Here is a 16,712-nt window from a genome sequence, read left to right as displayed (position 1 = left end):
GCTAAACGGCGCTGTCTAGACGCGCGCTGGAACGCCTGGGCGGATAAGTGGCTATCGAAGGAGGACCGATCGAGATCCGCCGCCGACGACGCCGCCTGCGCCGCCGACGACGCCGCCAGCGCCGCCGCCAGCGCCGCCGACGACGCCGCCAGCGCCGCCGCCAGCGCCGCCGACGCCGCCGACGCCGCCGCCTACTACGCCGCCAGCGCCGCCTACTACGCCGCCTACTACGCCGCCAGCGCCGCCGACGCCGCCGACGCCGCCGCCAACGCCGCCAGCGCCGCCGCCGACGACGCCGCCCCGATCGACCTGATTGCTCTCGCGCGGCAGGCTGTCGCGTATGAGCCCGCCAAGGAGGCCACATGACACCCGAAGAAACCGCACGGCTCGTGCTGGAACTGGATGCGAAGGCGACGCCGGGGGAGTGGCAATGGTACGGGTGCACGCGGCATCATGATGTGTATCTGTCCACTATTCACGGTGGCCGAATCTTCGTGATGCAGTTCGACCGATGGGGCATGCAAAGCGGGCAACCCGTATTCCAGTGGCCCATGAACTGCGACAGCGGGATCATGTATCCGCTCGCCAAGTTGCCGCCAGAAGCGGGGCCGGATTACGTCCATGAGTGGGATGGCAGATTCGTCGGAATCAAACACCCGGACGCCGCTCTCATCGCCCAATACCGCACCGCTGCGCCCGCCATCGCACGAGCCTACCAGGACCAATCCCTACGCCTCGACACCCTCACCCTCGCCGCCGCCGCGGTTGTGCGCGCCTACGAATCGGGCGCACCGGACGCGGCACTTGTGGGGGCTATCAGGGAGATGGCAAGGTTGTTTGATGGGAAGGGGGGCGAGGGGTGAGCACACGGGCTATCTCGCGGTCTATAGATGAGCGAATCAAAACCCTCGAAGCGACCGTTGACGCTCTGACCGCCGCCCGCGACCGCTACAAGGCCGACGCAGAGAGGGTAAGGGATGTGTTGCGGGAGGTGCAGTGGTCCGATGACGACTGCTGCCCAATTTGTTCGGCAGCATTCCGCCCCGGCGCACATCACGCGCCCTACTGCGCCCTAGCCGCCGCGCTGAAAGGGACGACATGAGCACGACGAAGGGGATGCCCACCGACGAAGAACTGCATCGCATCTTCACTGCCGCACGTGAGGCCGCGGAGTGGAACGTGTGCACCGTCGCGGGCTACCGCGCAATCTGGCGCGCCGCCCTGGAGCACGCGGCGGCCACGATCGGGGGCCTGTTCTTGGCAGAACACCTGGAGCCGCACGAGGTCGTAGCGATATGCGCCGAGGCCATCCGCGCGGCGAAGGAGGGGTGAGATGGATGTGTTTTGGTGTCCGCAATGTGGCGAGGGTATGGGCAGTGACGAGGACGGGTGCTGCACGACGTGCGGTGCGACCCTCATCGACCCCGACGTGTACGGCGCAATCCGCCGCAAGGGCTACGAATCCGGCCGCGCGGCTGAGAGGGAGGCGTGCGCTCTATATCTGGATCGGGAGGCGGACAAGGCCGCAGCCGAATGCGCAGCGGCACACCCGGAGATGCGCGACCCGACGCCGCTGCGCACCGACTACTACCGCGAGGCAGCAAGCGAGCTACGAGCCGCCCGCGCCAAGGTGGGAGGGTCCGTCGAGCCCGCGCCGGGAAGCGAAGGGAGAGTGATGATGGACATCCACTACACACACAAACGCAGCGTCTACATCGACATCGGCGCGGTCGTGACCGTGCTGGAAATGGACGAAGCCGCCCGACTGCTAGCGGGGCTGGAGGTGGCAGTTGGGCAAGCCGTGGAATACTTCGGAGGCAAGTGTCTACGCTGCGGCAAACGCAAGGCGCCGATCGTTGGATGCAGATGCAACGAGTGCGGCGGCGTCCTGGAGCCGGTTTACCCCACGAAAGGCGGGTGAGGAATGGGACTGACTATCGAACAATGGGCCGCACTGTACCGCGAAGCCAGCCCGCGCCCGTGGCGGCACGAGGCGTCCAAGACGTTCAGCGGCGATGACTGGCTACTGGCGAGCATGGGCAACGGACATGACGGCCTGGACCACTACGTGTGCACCGACCACATCCACTGCTCTGAGATGCGCAGCGGCGGCGCGAGCGAAGACGCCGATCTGATTGTGGCGATGCGCAACCACGGACCCGAAGTGTTCGGGGAGCTGATTGCCGCGCGCCGGCTCGTGTCGATCCTGCGCGAGAACATCGACGGGCTGATCGAGTCGGACGGCGGGCGGGGTAGGACGGTCAAGGCCGCGCTCGATGACTACGACATGAATGCGCCCCACCCCACACGGAGCGGGCGGTGAGCACCGTCGAGAACATCATGGCTGCACTTCGCGACGCGGACCAGCGGGGCTGGCGACCGCAGATGCCAGCGCCATCGAAGGATGGGACGTGCCGTGACCGATCAGGACCGCGCCTCCCTCCCGCCCGGGGAGTGCCTACATTGTGCTACCTATTTGCAGAAACGTCAGCACATATGTTGACACAAGCCAAAAACGCGCTATAGTGAGAGCATGAACACGAACAAAAGCCCGGTCGACACGTACAAGGCAGCGCGCGCGGATGGCAAGGGCACGTCGGATGCGTGCAGGGCCGTCCTGGCCGCGCACCCCGGCATCAGCTTCGACGACGTGGTCGAGATGAGCTGGCAGGTCGAGACGGGCAAGCCGTCGCCCAAGTGGCAGCACGAGGACGGCACGCCGACGGCTGCCTGCATGGCTTGGGATCGCGGCGCAGAGAAGAAGACGGGGGGCGAGTGATGGCCTCCGACCGCATCACGATTCAGGTCCGTGTGACGCAGCGAGAGCGGCTCCGCTACGAGCAGCGGGCGCACGATCTGGACATGACGATCAGCGAATGGCTGCGCACTCTCGCGCGGCGGGACTGTGGACTCTGGACAGGGGAGACGACCATGACGATCATCGCGACGCGCAAAGACCTCATCACCTGGATCCACGACGTACGCTCGGACCTCGCCGCGCTCGGAGACGAGTACGTGCAGGCCGTGGCCGATCAGGTCTCGCACAGCGACCACCCCTCATGGGGCGACGATTGGGCCGCGTGGCTGGACGCCGAGATGCCCGCCCTGATCGATGAGACGGTGCGCAGCCTCGATGCGATCAAGTAGGACCCTCGCTCACGGGAGCGGGCTACGGCTCCCACACCCCCGGCAGGTATCGCAATTCCTCGCGCGTGATGAGCTTCTCGGGCAGGTAAATCTCTTGCAGTCGTCGTCCCCAAGACGTGCGGATGTCCTGCGGTTCCTTGCTGCAAGTGATCGCGCAGCCAGCCCGCCCGCCGCCTCCGTGCAGCGCAAGCCCAGCCGCGTCCGGGGCTGACAGCGCCCACTCGATATGGGCGTCGTTGCCGCTCGACCAGTAGCAGAGCATGCAGCCCGGCGTCACGTCGCGCCAGTCCCTCGACGGTGCCAAGGCGTGCGCGCACTTGCCCCGGAGCTTGGACATCGCTTCTCCCACGCGCAGCGACAGCACCAAGTCGTCGGGGTCCGCGAACCCGCCGAGCAGCCAGATGATGGCCCACGCGCTCGAGGCGCAGTTGGTCTCCCACGTGTCGACCACCTTCGCCCTGGACTCGCTCTCGATGCTGCAGAACAGCGCGTCCAGCTTCTCACGGTGCGAGTGCAGCGACACGCCGTCGAGCTCTCGCACGACGCGGCAGATGTGCTCCGCGTCGGTTTCGCCTTCGCGGCGGTAGTGCAGATCGTCGTACCAGGATTGGAGATCGGGTGTCACGGCCCGCCCTCCTCTGTGCTGCCAGTCTCGGGCGCGCGGATCGTCTGAGCGGGCGGCTCCGGGTCAAGCCCGATCCGGGTGCACGCGACCGCGATGGCCTCGCGCATGTCCCGGCCCTCGGACGTCTGCCGCTCGCCGCCCACGCATACGATGCACCCGTCGTGATACCTGTCGACCAGCACGACCTGCCCACGGATCCGGGCGGCATCGAGCAGGGCGCGCAGCAGTGCGGCGTCACGGGCGTCTGTCCCGCGGCTGATGCCCGAGTCGTACTCCAGGCCCGTGCGGATCACTGCCCGCCTCCGTCCTCGAGCGGACAGTTGGGCCCCTCGCCGGCGTCGGCTTCGGCGTCCAGGTACCTGCGCACTTCGTCTGCACTGAGGCGGCAGAAGTCTGCGAGCTCATCTGCGACCACGATCCCGCTGCACTGCGCAGCGATCACGCACGCAATCTCGCCGCCCGCGAGCCCCAGCCGCGCGCCGAGTTGCTGTTGCGCCGGGGTGCAGCCATGCAGGGCCGCGAGAGCAAGTGTTGCAGCGGTGAGCACGGCTGCGATTGAGCCGAGCACGACCGAAGCGATCCGGGTCTTGTGTACGAGTGTCATGGGCGGTGCCCTTTCAGTAGGCTATAGACGGTGCCTATCGCGGACAGCACCGCGACAACGGTTGGCAAAATCGCGTTCAGCGACTTGGTGCGAGACTTCGATTCCGTTTCGAGGACAGTGACCCGGTGCTCATGATCCTTCTCGCCCGCCTCGACAAGCTCCAAGCGCTTGTCGCACCGATCGAGCCGCTCACAATGGCGGGCATGCTCCGGGCACGATTCCGGGTCGAGTGTCTGTGTGCGGGGAGGGGGCATGTCAGGACTTCCCCTCCGCCGCTATGAGCAGCGCGAGCAGGTACGCGAGTATGGAGGGGACGCTCATACCGGCACCACCATCCAGCGCGTCTTGCGCTCGAATGCTGTGCGCCACTCGTGGGACTCAGCGCGAATGCGGGCGATGTCCTCTTCTGTGAGAACCGGCGAATCGGGCAGATCATAGACGAGCGGCGGAAGAGGCATGGGGTTGTCCTGCCGAGCCCGTCTCGATCTGTTGCGCTTGCGGCTCATCTCACTCCCCGCTCGCACCCGGGTCCGTCTTGCTCGTGTCGGGCTCGACGATCACCGGGTCGCTGGACGTGACCGCGATCGTGTTGTTCGTGACGCTCGCCTTCGCCGCCACCTGCTGCGCCGCCGTGATCGCGCCCTGTGTGCCGACGATCCCGGCCGCGATCTGCAGCACGGTCCACACCTCCGCGGGCAGGGCTGCGGAGTAGTGCGTGAGAAGGGCCACCGCGACGGCAAGGGCGGCATAGATCGCCGTCACGTACCAGCCGTCAAGGGCGGGCCAGCGTTTGCGAAGTAGGGCAACGACGGTTGCCGCGAACGCTGCGGAGCCGAGGGTTTCAAGTGCAGTTTGCATGTCGGTTCTCCTAGCCCGCGAGGGGCGTTATGCGTTGCGGGTGCGCGATTCGTGGGATATTGTTATGGGCATGAGATTCGACGAACCTGCCGACTTCACGAAGCCCGCCGAGTTGCCGACCGAGCCAATGTGCGCCGTTGGCCCGATGGTCTACTCCCCCAAGGTTCTGTGCGACCACGACCGCGTTGCCGTGATGCGCTCGATGCAGCACTGGCGCGACGCGCTGCCTGACGAGGTGTTGAGCAACCCGGGCGAGCATTCGTGGCGCGTTCGTGACGTTGGCAGCGCAGACATTCGCATGGGCACACATCACCGGGTTCGCGTGCTGCGACCCGATGGCACGGTCGATCTGCTGTTCTTGCCGCCCGAAGGTGTACCCTGCTTCGTTCGCGATCTGTCGGGCAACGGGCTCGACTCCGCACCCGGTCCTCACGCGCCGCACTTCGTTGCGAGCACGTAGCCTCACTTCACCACCTCTTTGCCCGCTGGCTCTTTCGGTTCGACAGTCTCAGCCGTCCAGCTTGCATCGAGCTTGTCGGTGACGGTCACGCCCGCCTTTGCCGCGTACGTGTCATCGACCGGAAACGCGAACGCCTTGCCGTCTGGCTTCGCGGTCACGTCGTAGCGGTGCAGGGTGAATATGCCGGGACAGGGCCTGCCGTCGAGATAGACAGACGGCCAAGGCAAGTGCCCCGCGGCGTCATCTGCGGCCTGGATTGCCTTGGCGTCCTTCTCTGTGGTGCAGATTGCTATCTTGCTCATAGCGCGAGCATCGCTTTCTGGCGGTTGAGCCACCGCACGACACGCTGGCGGTCGGGTTCGGCAAGGGCGCGGCTGAAGACAATCACAGCGGCGATATCGGCCGCGATCCTCGCGTTGCCGCTGCCAGCAGCACAGAGCGTGAATCCGCCAGGGTTGTTTGCTCCTATGTTCGCACCGCTTGGAACCGCCCCATTCAGACCCGCTAGGCTCGATGCTCCATTGTAGGTTGCATCATACACATACCAAGTGGAGTTAGCCGACGCCAGTGAGATGGCCGCGCCGCCTCCCGCATATACGTATGAATTGTTGTTGGGCGCAGCTACGCGATAGCACGCCCCCTTGTCCGCGGCGTTCCCGTCCCACAGATACGCGGTCCCCGCGCCCGTCGTGTATTTCCCGAGCACGAACACATGCGCGGGCTGATCGAGCGTGAACGCGGCGGCCTTCAGATAATCGTCTGTCCCGTCAAACCGAAGCACGCCGCCACTTCCAGACGCCACCCACAACGGCTGCTTGTTCGCCGTGGCCTGCACGGGGTGGTGGCCGTTGCCGGAGAGGTCGGTGAAGGATGCTGCATTCCGCGGCTGCAAGACCACGTTATCGATCCACGCATCGCACGCCGCATCCGCCTTGAACGCGAGCGTGGTATTGCCCGCGCAAAGGAGCGTTTCGGTGTACGTGCCCGGTGCGGTTCGCGCAGTGCCCGCGGTCGTGCCCGCGTACACCGTGATATTGCCCGCGGTTTGCTGCGTGACGGTGTACGTGATGATGAACGTGTTGCCGACGGTGAGACACGCCTGCGTCAGATCGTTGGCGCCGACTGCCGCGTGCTTTGCGACACCGCCGTTGATCGTCCAGTCCGCGCCCTTGGCCCAAGTCGCATCGACGGCGAACGTCCCGTTTACGCACGGATCCGCCGGAAACGCGACCACCGTCGAGCCGTACACGCCCGAGTTGGTGCAGGCGGCAAGCGCACAGCCGGGGATACGCCAGGGGACGAACGAATCGCCGGACTGGATGCCCATGCTGTGAGAATCGGGGTCCCAGCCCGGGACAAGGACCCCGATCCCTGGACCCATGCGGCGCATCAGACGATCTCGGCCGACACCTGGAAAGGCGTCGTGGCTGCGATCGTTTTGGTCGCGACCGTCGTGCTATCGGACCAGCACAGCCCGTTCGCGTGCGCCGTTCCGCCGAAGTCCAGCACCACAGCCTGCCCCGGGGTGAGCGGGATTGCGGGGTACCGGGGAGCGGTTGCGTCGGCGGGTACCGCCGCCAAGTCGAAGATCATCAGGTAGTAGGTGATGGTCGCGTGCGTGTTGACCGCCATCACGCGCCCAACCTTGCACGCTGCTGCGCTGATGACCGCCGAGTCAGCCGGTGCCGCAGCGGTTGCGGGCGTCCACGTACCGCAATGCGAGCGGATCGGGCTGTTGGGGGACAGGGACACGACCTGCCCAGGGTCGGTCGCCACAGCCGCCGTCGATGCCGCGGTGACCTTCGCCGTCGTTGTGCCGTCCGTCACTTGCATGTAGCCCGCACGCGCCGCCGCGTCCATCGTGGGCATGTTGTTGGTGCCATCGGTGATACCGACGAACCCACGATCCGTTGCGGTGACGAACAGGGCCGAAGACCCGCCCGCGCCGGCCTTGCGGATGGAGACGCCGAGGCCATACGCCGTACCTGCACCGGTGTCCATATCGTGGACAAGCGGCGCATTGTACGAGCTCGTGCCGGCAATCGGCAGCGTCAAACACACCCCGCCCGCCGGGCCGGTTGCGCCGCGGGTGGGGTAGTAGGCCGGGGACATGTTGGAGGTGTCGCCCTCGATGGCGGCAAGTGTCGTTTCGGTCGCGGCGTCGTCGGGAAGGGCAGAGGACGCCACGTCCACAAGTCCGTTGTGGGCAGCCGCCCCCGTCATGATCGATCCGCGCCCGTCGTTGGTCGCGTCGGAGGTGACGCGCTTGACACGCCACCGGCCCGACGTGATGTGCGAGATATCCAGGACGCATGTGGAGTCCACCCACGAGGCCGCGAACCTTGTGCCGCCCGTGACGAGGTTGCGGCACGAGCTGGTCACGTCCTTCCAGGCGTCCGCGGTGAGCTGCGCCCCCGTGCTGCTGGAGTCGTCGCCAGTCCACTCTACGGTGTAGGTGACGCCGCCGGACCCCACGAGGTCCAGTTGCGTGTGAAACTCTGTCAGGCCCGGGGCGGCCTGTACACCGCTTGCTGAAGGCCAATACGTGGTCGCCGCTGCCGCGTTGTGGAAATCAAACAGTACCCTTCTCATCTCTCTACCTCCTAGCCAGTTCTACGAGCACCGTCGCTGCGCCGCCCGCGGCAACCCGTTCCAATGCGTATCCGATCTGTTGCTGCGCACGAGCCGCAGCGAAGTCCCACTCACTTTCGCAATAGCCGGGCGTAGTCGCCCCGGTGCGGACCCAAGACGAAGCAGCGATTCCACTCAGGGGCTCTCGCAGCACGTATGCCTTGCCCGCGATTGTGACCCACGTGTCGGCCCCGTCCGCGACCCCGGCCTCGTAGACCACACCGGCCACGTCGTCGCCGTTGGCGGGCGTGAGCTGGAACGAGCCGCCGTAGGAATATGACAAGATGTTGTCTGCGGCGGCGTCTGCGATGGCGGCGGGAATCACAACCACGGTTCCGGTGAGGCCCGAGCCGCCCACAGCCGCAAGGGTGATGGTTCCACCCGTCGTGTTGTCGATCGAGCCGTGGCAGACCACAACCGTCTTCGCGGCGTCCATGTACACGTAGACGTGCGTCTGGTCGCTGCCGGCAATCGTCCAGTTGCTGAAGCAGCCGCCAGCGTCACCAGCCTCCACCAGCACGCCCGCAGTGATCGTGAGTGTGTTCGCGGCTGCGACGGCATCGTCGGTGGCCAGCGCAATCACATCGACGGTGCCCGTGACCAATTCCGCGCTGTCGGACGCAAGCACAAGCCCTGCGCCGCCGGCAACGTGGTCCACAACGACGTGACACAAAAGGTGCGCGCCCGCGTCGTCGCTGTAGACCGACAAGGTGTACATGGTCGGGGGGTAGCCGCCGCAAGTCCAGTTGGCGAAGCAGTTGCCCGCGTCGCCGCCTTCGGTGATGATGTCGTCGAGAATCGAGAGCGTGTTTCCGTCCGCCGTCGAATCGGTCGCGCTCGCAATCACGTCAACGGTGAGGGCCACTGTGGACGGCGGGACCGCTGCAAGCACGACGGCGATGCCGCCCGTGTCGTGGTCCACCGTTCCCTGTGCAAGAAGCGTGGTGTGCGCCACGTCGTCGTAGACCGACACGGTGTATAGGGTCTGGGGTTCGCCAGCGATTGCCCAGTTCAGGAACTCATTCGTTGCGTCGCCGGCTTCGGTGATCACATCGTCGAGAATGGACAGCGTGTTTCCGTCCGCTACCGAGTCGTCTGCAGCCGCAGCAACGTCGACGGTACCGCTGATACCGCTTCCGCCCACCTCGGCCAGCACGACGCCCGCGCCGCCAGTGCTGTGGTCTACGGTGCCTTGACAAAGAACCGTGGTGTGGCCCACATCATCGTAGACCGTGACGGTGTACATGGTTTGCGGCTCACCCGCGATCGTCCAGTTCGCGAACGCTGCGCCCGCGTCACCGCCCTCGGTGATTGCATCGTCCAGGATTGAGAGGGTGTTGGCATTTGCGGTGGAGTCCACGGCAGAGGCCACGACATCGACGGTACCGGAGATGCCAGAGCCGCCAAATTCGGCCAGGACAACGGCTACGCCGCCGGTATCGTGGTCGACGGTTCCGGTGCAGAGCAGCGTGGTGTGGGCCAGGTCGTCGTAGACGTTGACGGTGTAGAGGGTCTGCGCCTCGCCCACGACGGTCCAGAGCGTGAGTTGCCCCAGCGCGTCGCCGGCAGGCGTGATCACGTCGTCGAGGCATGACAGGGTGTTGGCCCCGTCGGTATCCTCCACTGCATCCGCGTCGACCGTGACCGTCCCGCTGATTGCGCCGGTCGCTGCGAGCACAATCGCGCCGCCGGTGTCGTGATCGACCGTACCGGTGCACTCAAGTACGGTCTTGGCTGCATCGGAGTAGACGTTGACGGTTGTCATCGTCTGCGCCTCGCCGACGATCGTCCACAGAGAGCACTGCGCCAGCGAGTCGCCGCCCTCGGTGATCACGTCATCGAGGATGCTCAGTGTCCCGGTGTCGGGGGTGATTCCCGCCGCTACCGTGACCGTCCCGGTGATGCCCGAACCGCCCACCTCTGCCAGGACGATTGCGCCGCCGCCGTCGCCCACCAGTGCGCCTTCGGCCACGGCAACGGTCATCGCCGCATCGCTGTAGACCGTGACCGTCGCGTCGGCGCCGTCGAGCCACAGGGACCAGTACAGGACCACTGGGGCGTCAACCGTCAGTTCCCAGTACAGGACCACCGGGGCATCGGTGACGCCCTCGTAGTGGTAGACCGTGGGGGCGTCCGTGACGCCGTGGTAGTGGTAGACCGTGGGGGCGTCCGTGACGCCGTGGTAGTGGTAGACCGTGGGCGCGTCCGTGAGGCCGCCGTAATAGTAGGTGACGGTATTGGGAACCGTCACATCGAAGTAGAGCTGGCCCGCGTCCGTGTTGGCCTCGCTCTCGCCAGCGGTGGCCCATGCGCTGCACTGTGCGCCCGCGTCGCCCGACATCTCGCGCAGGGTACGGTGAAGCTGCACAACCTGGCCTTTGACCGTGGCGGCGCCCGTGCGATTCTTGATCTTGATCGCCAGCCCGTCGTCGTCCGTGGCCAGCATATCTGTACCGAGCGAGCCGAGATACCCGAGGGCCGCAACGGCGTGCGCGTGCGCGTCGTTCGCGGTGGACTGCGCCGTAGCCGCCGCATCCTTGGCGTAGGCCTCGCGACCCAGCATGGTCTGCAGCAGCACGGACAGCTCGGGGTGGTTGATCGCGATCGATTCCCATCCGGCGATTGCGAGCCGGTTTGCGGAATGCTCCACCCACGCAGGCGTGACAGTCAATAGATCGGTTCCCATCAGTCTTCTCCTCGTTCAATCCGATCGGCGGCTGAAGACAGCCGATCCGTGTTCTTGCCTTGCGGCATTGGTTTCGGTCGCGGCGCTTCGTGTGCCGCCGCGTATGTCTGCTGGTACGACTGCACGCGCCCGGGGTCGGCCGGGATGCCGAGGGCCGCGGCAATGCGCCGCTCCGCTTCAGCGTCCAGCGGCCCCGTCTGCTGCGAGATCTGCTGAATCACAGTCGCGCGGAGCAGGCCATACAGGGCGGGATTCGTTGCCGCGAACGCGTCGATCGTTTCTGCGGGCGCTACGCCTTCGGAGATGTCCCGTAGCGTGGCGTCCGGGTGGTCCACTGCTGATAGCCGCTGCAGCCATGACAGGATCTGCGCGTCGCTTGGGGGCATCGTCACTTCGGGCTGAAGTGCGCTCACGGGTGGTCCCTTGGGCGCGCTGTCAAGCAGATACTTCGCCTGCTGCTGCAGCGAACGGGCTACCGCGTCGGCCACGCCAGGCGCATCCTGCGATATGTGCGCCGCGGCCGAGCGGGCGCGGCGCGGGTCGTTGACGATGGCTTCCAGATCCTTGCGCTTGGATTCGTAGCCCTTGGCGCGGTCTTCTGGATTGGGCCCGATCGTCTTGACCGCAAACGACACGGCCGACGGATATCGCGGTGGTCTACCGTGCTCCTCTATCGCCTTCTCTGTAGATTTCTCGGCAACATGCTGGATGCGTTTCCCTGGGCCATGGCCGGACCCGCCGACGATCTTCTTCGCAGCATCGGTAACGCGCGTGGTGGTGGCCCGCGCTACGGAGTCGATACCGACAAGGGTCTTGATGCGCTGGCCGAGCGCCATCACGCTTTCGGTGTGCCGCGCGAGCGTGACGGGGTTGGTTGAGAACGCGAGCTCTAGCAGCGGACCGGCCCCGGGAATCTTGCCGACGGCCTTGGACAGGGGGGAAGCGGCCTGCGCCTCCGCTTCCTCGGCCTTGCGAATCAGGGCCATGTTGGCCTGCGCCTCTTTGACCGTGCCGTGGTAAGCGTCGGTCGAGTCGCGCATGGCCTGTACGGCTTTGCGTTGAGCGGGCGTGAGCGCGTAGGCGGATTCCGCGGCGGCGGCCAGTTGCTTCTGGGCGTTGGCGAGGTTATCCAGAAGCTCCATCCGCTTGACGGACTCGGCGCCACCGATCTGCTTGAACAGGGACTTTAGGGTGGCCGGGTCCGACTCCAGCAGCTCGTCAAACGAGGTAGCCGCTGGCTTCTTGCCGAACGAATCCTCAAACCGGCTGATTGCCGCGCGCTTGTACCCGATCCACGCCGAGTACGGTCCGTTGATGGCCCTCTGCGATTCGGCGGCCTTGGACCATATCGTGGAGTCTTCCAGAAGCGGCTTTAGGCTGTTGTTGTAGAAGCCTTCCAGCACGAGCCCGTGTTTTCCGCCCGTGTTCGACGCGAGCTTACCAACGTCGTATTTCAGGTTGTCGAGTTCAGCGAACAGCTTTCCAGCCACGCCATCGTCTGCGGCCATGGCGCGCGAAAGCAGCGTGTTGTACCCCTCGGCAATAGCGTTGACCTTGCCGATGAGCGGCTTCGGCGCAAGCGGGTCCATGGCGATCGTGTCCCGCAGCGCGTACACGTCAGCCAGAACGCCCTGTGCGCGGTCTGCGGCCAGCGGCGCACGGGTTTCATCGACTAGTCTCGCCATCTGCGCATCCTTGGCCGTGCCGCGCAGTACGCCTTCCTGAACCATCTCAGTAGCTCGCGCGCCCGCGTCGTAGTGCCGGGTCGCGTCCATCGCGAGCCTGTCTGCCTCACGGTCCGCATTGCGGAGCATGATCTCGCGCGTCTGCTGCGACCTGAGTGCGCCCGCGATCTCCCCGTCCGTGTCGTGCAGCGCGTGGTAGACCTTGGCGGTCATCTGTCCGCCGCCGCCCTGCGCGGTCATGGTGTCGCGCATCCCAACGGCTGCAGCCGATTCCGCATCCTGCCCGATCATGGCCCTTGTGCGGGTGGTGAGCGCGTCCTCCGCGGCAGTCCCCAGGGCCGGCAACGGCGATTCTGTGGCCCCTCGGCTCAATAGGGCAGCCAGCCCCTTGCGCGCCTCACCGGCCCCGAACCGAAGCGCTCCGATACCGCCGCCAAGCGCCCCGCCCATGACGGCGCCGTGTCCGATGTTGGCGATCAACGCTTCGGCGGTAAGGTCGCGGTTGCCAAGCGCGTGTTCGGTAATGGTGTTGCCCACACCCTGCAGCGCGCCCTCTGCCACGCCCCGGGCCATGTCGGGCAGGACGGTGCGGGCGCCCCGGGCAAGCAGGCTGCCGCCTTCGGGCAGAAGCGCGGCCACGCCGTGTTCTGCGAGCGTGCCCAAGCCCTGCTGCAGCCTAGCCGGGGCCAGCACTCCGCGGCCAATGGCAGACGCGCCCCGGGCCAGTGCGGAGCCTTCCTCTGCCGCCGTGACAGCGCCGGATGAGCCGCCCGAAAGCAGCGCGGGAATCAACGCCCCACCGACCTCGGCCCCCACGGATAGCCAAGGGTTGATCTCGCGGTATTCGTTCAGGGCTCGCTGTGCTTCGGGCCCGCCAAGGGCTGCAATCACCTCGTCGGACCCGCCAAGGGTGCCTCCTCGAAGGAGTCCCGCCCCGATGGTGCCCGCGACCCCGCCGACCGATTCGGCTCGTAGGCGCTTTTCCTCATGCTGCAGTTCAGCCTGCGCAATGGGCGCGTAGCCTTCCTGCAGCGCCGTGCCCAAGTTCTCGGCCTTGACGGTGCCGATTGTCCCTCTGTCGGACCGGACCGCTACCTCAGAGCCCGGCTGCAGCCCGTAGTCGCCCGATCGCAGCCCCGCCCACGCCTGCTCATCGGGCAGGTCGAGGATCTGGCCCTTGGCGTCAACAACCCTCATTCGCCGGCCTTCCGGAAGGGGGTGGTGCCGGTCCTCGGGGCGGGTGCGCTCGTGCCGGTCACGGTGCCGGTGAGGGATCCACTCTGCACGCTCTCTGTCCCGGGGACCATTCCGTAGTTTCGGTGAGTGGTCTCCAGCCCATTTACGGTGGAACTCTCGATGACATCAAGCGCCCTGTCCATGTTCGGCGAGATTATGTCGAGCGCGCCCTCGCCGGTCTGCGGCAGAATGATGCCCATGTCTGGGCCGGCAATGACGCCGAGTTCGTCCATCTTCTTGCGCGCCACTATGTTCTGCGACACAAGGATCTCAGCTTCTTTGCGTGCCTGACTGCCCGGAATCCGGTTGAGGAAAGTCTCCTGGCGCAGTTGCCGCAGCCGCCTGATGTTGGAAAGGTATAGGTTGGCAGCCGTCATTCCCACCTTGAGCGTCTCCGCGTCCTTGGGCGTGCGCGCGTATCCGCCCTTTCCGCCGAACGCGCCCGCCACATACAGTGACTGATCTCCTGGTGCAGCGGGGCCGCTTCCTTCCTTCCCCGAACCAAGCGTAATCCCGCCGCTGGCGTTGAACTGCCGGACAGTGGCCTCCATCGCCTTGTCTTTGGTCATGCCCGGTGTCTCGGCGTTGAGCTTGTATGCTGCCCAGAAGTCCTTGAGCTTCTCGGGAGGAATGCCGGCAACGGTCCGCATCCAGTCGCGCGACCCGCCCCCGCCCCCGCCGATCGTCTGCGGCTTGGTCATCACGTCGTGGCGTTGCACAACGGTCTTGCCCTGCGTCTGCTTCGCGAGGGCGAGATCGCGGTCTCCGATGCGCTCCTGCAGGTCTGCCCGCGCGTTGAGGTAGGCGGCCTGCTGCTGCTGGCCCTTGACGCCAGACAGCTGGTAGTCCAGTTGCTTCAGGGCATCTTCCAGCCGGGCCTTTTCGCCCGCAGCGACCTTCTGATCCTCGCGGTCCCACTGGCCGTACATGCTCTTGATGTCGTCGCCAGCGAGCTCCAGGTTCTTGAGCTGCAGTTGCACGTCACGCTGCGCCGCGCGCTCCATCGCGTCGAGGTATTGATTCGTCGACGTGCGCCCCATGCCCACCAGGATGCCGCCCGCAATCGCCCCAACTACATCCATTGCCTTACTGAACCCGCTCTTATTCTCCCACAGTCGATTCGGGTCGATGACCTTCGCAGCCTCGTATTTCTTCTGCGCCTGTTCCATGTCGTAGGCGCGCATCTTGTCGGCCCGCTCTCGCTTCTCCGCGGCAGTCATCGCGGCGTTTACCTCGCGCTCGCCCGCTTCCTCTCTCACGTAGCGCTCGTCTGTCGCCGCCGACTCCGCGATCTGCTGCGCCTGCTTCCGCTGATCCGCGGCCTGCTCGTAGGATGCCAGTGTCTCGGGACTGAGTTGCACGCCCTGCTCCGTCGTGGTGGCCCAGGACTGCGGCGTGCGCCTGCCCGGGATGACGCGAACGGGTCCGCCGCCGCCACCGCTGGGGGGCAAGGGCAGGGGAGATGTGCCGGCCTGCTGCGGTTGGCCGCCCTGCGGAAACATCACGCGGGAGTTTGGGTCCATGGTGCCCGGCTTCGGACTCGCCATTACCTGTGGGGCATTCATATCCGCGGCGGGTAGGCCCATTGCCACTGCCACGTTGCCCTGCGGCGGCGCGTTGGCGGGCACGGTAGGCACAGACAGCCTGCCACCCGGCACGTAGGACTCACCCTGCGGTGCAGCGCCCGCCAGTTGCGCTTGGATCGCGCCGGGCGTTCCCTGCGCAGGGGAAGGCGGGGCGGCCTGCGCCATCGGCATCGGCGCAGCGGCCTGTGAAGGCGGCACGTCTTCCGGGTGGGCCAGTTGGTATTGAATGAACTCCTGGGTTCCAGGCGTGAACGGATTAGCCATCACCGGCCCCCTTCCAGCCTGCGCAGCCGGTCGTAGATGTCCGCGCCCGCCGCCAGCAGCGACATCAGGGCGCGCTGCGGGTCAATCGTTCGCATGCCGTCCGTGTCGTGCTCAACAAGCGTTCTGCCTGCGGGCGTGCGCTCCAGGTCCTGCGCGATAACGCCCACGTGCTCCCCGGGTTCGCCCATGCCGGGCTTGTACTCAAACCGCTTGGCGTGCAGCGCCTGGAACATCTCGGCTACGTCGCGCTCCGCGTCGTGAACGTCGGTCTTGGCGCGCTCGTCACTGAATATCGAGGCCGCGCCCATCGCCATGCCGGCGATATTTCCAAGCCCCTGCGACTGCGCCTGGCGCTTCTGCTCAAATCTGCCCGTCTCGGCGTTGGTCATTCCGAGTTGCGTATTTCCAAGGGCGATCTGTCGCTGGGCCTCGGTGTTCTGCTGGGCCTGCAGCGCGTTGGCATACTGGCTCATAGCGGCCTGCTGCTCTTGTGCGCGCAGCGTTGCGGCCTGCCCCGCCGACTGCTGCTGCGTGTTCACGCCCTGCATCTGCGCCTGTTGCTGCGCCGCTTGCTGCTGCATGGCGCCGCCCCGGGCCGATGCGGCCATGGACCGCGCCCCCGCCATGTTCGCATTCGTTGCCTGCGCCAGTTGGCCCTCTGCAACGGACGGGCCCTGTCCGCGCGCCCGAGCCAGCAGCATCTCGTTGAGTGCCTGCTGATTCTGCTGACCCTTGTTGTACCCGCTCCAGTCGTAGCTCACCGGATTGACTTCGGGGGCCTGCGGGCCTTTGAGCGCGTCGAAGATGCCGCCGTAGGTGTTGTCCCACGCTGCGCCCGCGTCGTGCTTGATAGAGCCCCACGCCCCGCCCGACGTGACGTTGTTGTTGTACCGCGTGTCGTCCGATGAACCGGGTTCGAATACGCTCATG

At 66.1% G+C, this 16,712-nt stretch carries 22 protein-coding genes; 9 read left to right on the top strand and 13 right to left on the bottom strand.

The annotated features are described in order from the left end of the window. From WC683_09575 to WC683_09540, 8 genes are all read left to right on the top strand, one after another. Positions 1–366: hypothetical protein (locus WC683_09575; protein ID MFA4972851.1), on the top strand; the 366-nt coding region annotated here is incomplete at its 5' end. Further along, entirely contained in the window at positions 363–863 is a 501-nt protein-coding gene (locus WC683_09570; protein ID MFA4972850.1) for a hypothetical protein, read from the top strand. The genes WC683_09575 and WC683_09570, both read left to right, overlap by 4 nt. Then, complete coding sequence (locus tag WC683_09565) at positions 860–1,102, top strand: hypothetical protein (protein MFA4972849.1); 243 nt, start codon at positions 860–862, stop codon at positions 1,100–1,102. The genes WC683_09570 and WC683_09565 overlap by 4 nt, the downstream gene beginning before the upstream one ends. Next, a complete protein-coding gene (locus tag WC683_09560) occupies positions 1,099–1,332 on the top strand; it encodes a hypothetical protein (protein ID MFA4972848.1) in 234 nt (77 codons plus the stop codon). Before WC683_09565 ends, WC683_09560 begins: the two co-directional genes overlap by 4 nt. Before the next feature lies 1 nt (position 1,333). Next, entirely contained in the window at positions 1,334–1,921 is a 588-nt protein-coding gene (locus WC683_09555; GenBank protein MFA4972847.1) for a hypothetical protein, read from the top strand. A 3-nt stretch (positions 1,922–1,924) separates the two neighbouring features. Next, on the top strand, positions 1,925–2,323 hold the full coding sequence (locus tag WC683_09550; GenBank protein MFA4972846.1) for a hypothetical protein: 399 nt from the start codon (positions 1,925–1,927) through the stop codon (positions 2,321–2,323). A 210-nt stretch (positions 2,324–2,533) separates the two neighbouring features. Beyond that, positions 2,534–2,779 carry a hypothetical protein gene (locus WC683_09545; GenBank protein MFA4972845.1) on the top strand — a complete coding sequence of 82 codons (246 nt, stop codon included), beginning with the start codon at positions 2,534–2,536 and terminating at the stop codon, positions 2,777–2,779. Beyond that, positions 2,779–3,147, top strand: coding sequence for a hypothetical protein (locus tag WC683_09540; GenBank protein MFA4972844.1), 369 nt, complete (start codon positions 2,779–2,781; stop codon positions 3,145–3,147). The genes WC683_09545 and WC683_09540 overlap by 1 nt, the downstream gene beginning before the upstream one ends. Before the next feature lie 22 nt (positions 3,148–3,169). On the opposite strand, the gene WC683_09535 is transcribed toward WC683_09540, so the two are convergent. The 6 genes from WC683_09535 to WC683_09510 form a co-directional block, all read right to left on the bottom strand. After that, positions 3,170–3,772: a hypothetical protein gene (locus WC683_09535; GenBank protein ID MFA4972843.1), complete on the bottom strand. Its 603-nt coding sequence runs from the start codon at positions 3,770–3,772 to the stop codon at positions 3,170–3,172. Further along, entirely contained in the window at positions 3,769–4,065 is a 297-nt protein-coding gene (locus WC683_09530) for a hypothetical protein (protein ID MFA4972842.1), read from the bottom strand. Before WC683_09530 ends, WC683_09535 begins: the two co-directional genes overlap by 4 nt. Beyond that, entirely contained in the window at positions 4,062–4,376 is a 315-nt protein-coding gene (locus tag WC683_09525; protein ID MFA4972841.1) for a hypothetical protein, read from the bottom strand. Before WC683_09525 ends, WC683_09530 begins: the two co-directional genes overlap by 4 nt. Then, on the bottom strand, positions 4,373–4,630 hold the full coding sequence (locus tag WC683_09520) for a hypothetical protein (protein ID MFA4972840.1): 258 nt from the start codon (positions 4,628–4,630) through the stop codon (positions 4,373–4,375). The genes WC683_09525 and WC683_09520 overlap by 4 nt, the downstream gene beginning before the upstream one ends. A gap of 63 nt (positions 4,631–4,693) precedes the next feature. Beyond that, a complete protein-coding gene (locus tag WC683_09515) occupies positions 4,694–4,882 on the bottom strand; it encodes a hypothetical protein (GenBank protein MFA4972839.1) in 189 nt (62 codons plus the stop codon). A gap of 1 nt (position 4,883) precedes the next feature. Beyond that, positions 4,884–5,234 carry a hypothetical protein gene (locus WC683_09510; GenBank protein MFA4972838.1) on the bottom strand — a complete coding sequence of 117 codons (351 nt, stop codon included), beginning with the start codon at positions 5,232–5,234 and terminating at the stop codon, positions 4,884–4,886. Between WC683_09510 and WC683_09505 the strand changes: the two genes are divergently transcribed. Continuing rightward, on the top strand, positions 5,233–5,694 hold the full coding sequence (locus WC683_09505) for a hypothetical protein (GenBank protein MFA4972837.1): 462 nt from the start codon (positions 5,233–5,235) through the stop codon (positions 5,692–5,694). The two genes, WC683_09510 and WC683_09505, sit on opposite strands and share 2 nt — an antisense overlap. A 2-nt stretch (positions 5,695–5,696) precedes the next feature. On the opposite strand, the gene WC683_09500 is transcribed toward WC683_09505, so the two are convergent. The 7 genes from WC683_09500 to WC683_09470 are packed head-to-tail and all read right to left on the bottom strand — an operon-like array spanning position 5,697 to position 16,711. Then, positions 5,697–5,996 carry a hypothetical protein gene (locus tag WC683_09500; protein MFA4972836.1) on the bottom strand — a complete coding sequence of 100 codons (300 nt, stop codon included), beginning with the start codon at positions 5,994–5,996 and terminating at the stop codon, positions 5,697–5,699. Beyond that, complete coding sequence (locus tag WC683_09495) at positions 5,993–7,075, bottom strand: hypothetical protein (protein ID MFA4972835.1); 1,083 nt, start codon at positions 7,073–7,075, stop codon at positions 5,993–5,995. The genes WC683_09500 and WC683_09495 overlap by 4 nt, the downstream gene beginning before the upstream one ends. 8 nt (positions 7,076–7,083) lie before the next feature. Beyond that, positions 7,084–8,286 carry a hypothetical protein gene (locus tag WC683_09490; GenBank protein MFA4972834.1) on the bottom strand — a complete coding sequence of 401 codons (1,203 nt, stop codon included), beginning with the start codon at positions 8,284–8,286 and terminating at the stop codon, positions 7,084–7,086. A gap of 4 nt (positions 8,287–8,290) precedes the next feature. Further along, positions 8,291–11,011 (bottom strand): hypothetical protein, encoded by a 2,721-nt coding sequence (locus WC683_09485; protein MFA4972833.1) that lies wholly within the window; start codon positions 11,009–11,011, stop codon positions 8,291–8,293. Further along, a complete protein-coding gene (locus tag WC683_09480; GenBank protein ID MFA4972832.1) occupies positions 11,011–13,893 on the bottom strand; it encodes a hypothetical protein in 2,883 nt (960 codons plus the stop codon). Before WC683_09480 ends, WC683_09485 begins: the two co-directional genes overlap by 1 nt. Further along, positions 13,890–15,782: a hypothetical protein gene (locus WC683_09475; protein MFA4972831.1), complete on the bottom strand. Its 1,893-nt coding sequence runs from the start codon at positions 15,780–15,782 to the stop codon at positions 13,890–13,892. The genes WC683_09480 and WC683_09475 overlap by 4 nt, the downstream gene beginning before the upstream one ends. After that, entirely contained in the window at positions 15,782–16,711 is a 930-nt protein-coding gene (locus tag WC683_09470; GenBank protein MFA4972830.1) for a tail fiber domain-containing protein, read from the bottom strand. The genes WC683_09475 and WC683_09470 overlap by 1 nt, the downstream gene beginning before the upstream one ends. Position 16,712 lies beyond the last annotated feature (1 nt).

It is taken from the genome of bacterium, from assembly GCA_041648665.1.
Taxonomy (GTDB): Bacteria; UBA10199; UBA10199; order 2-02-FULL-44-16; family JAAZCA01; genus JAFGMW01.
The sequence above is the reverse complement of the archived record's forward strand: the minus strand, read 5'-3'. Positions and strand labels throughout refer to the sequence as shown.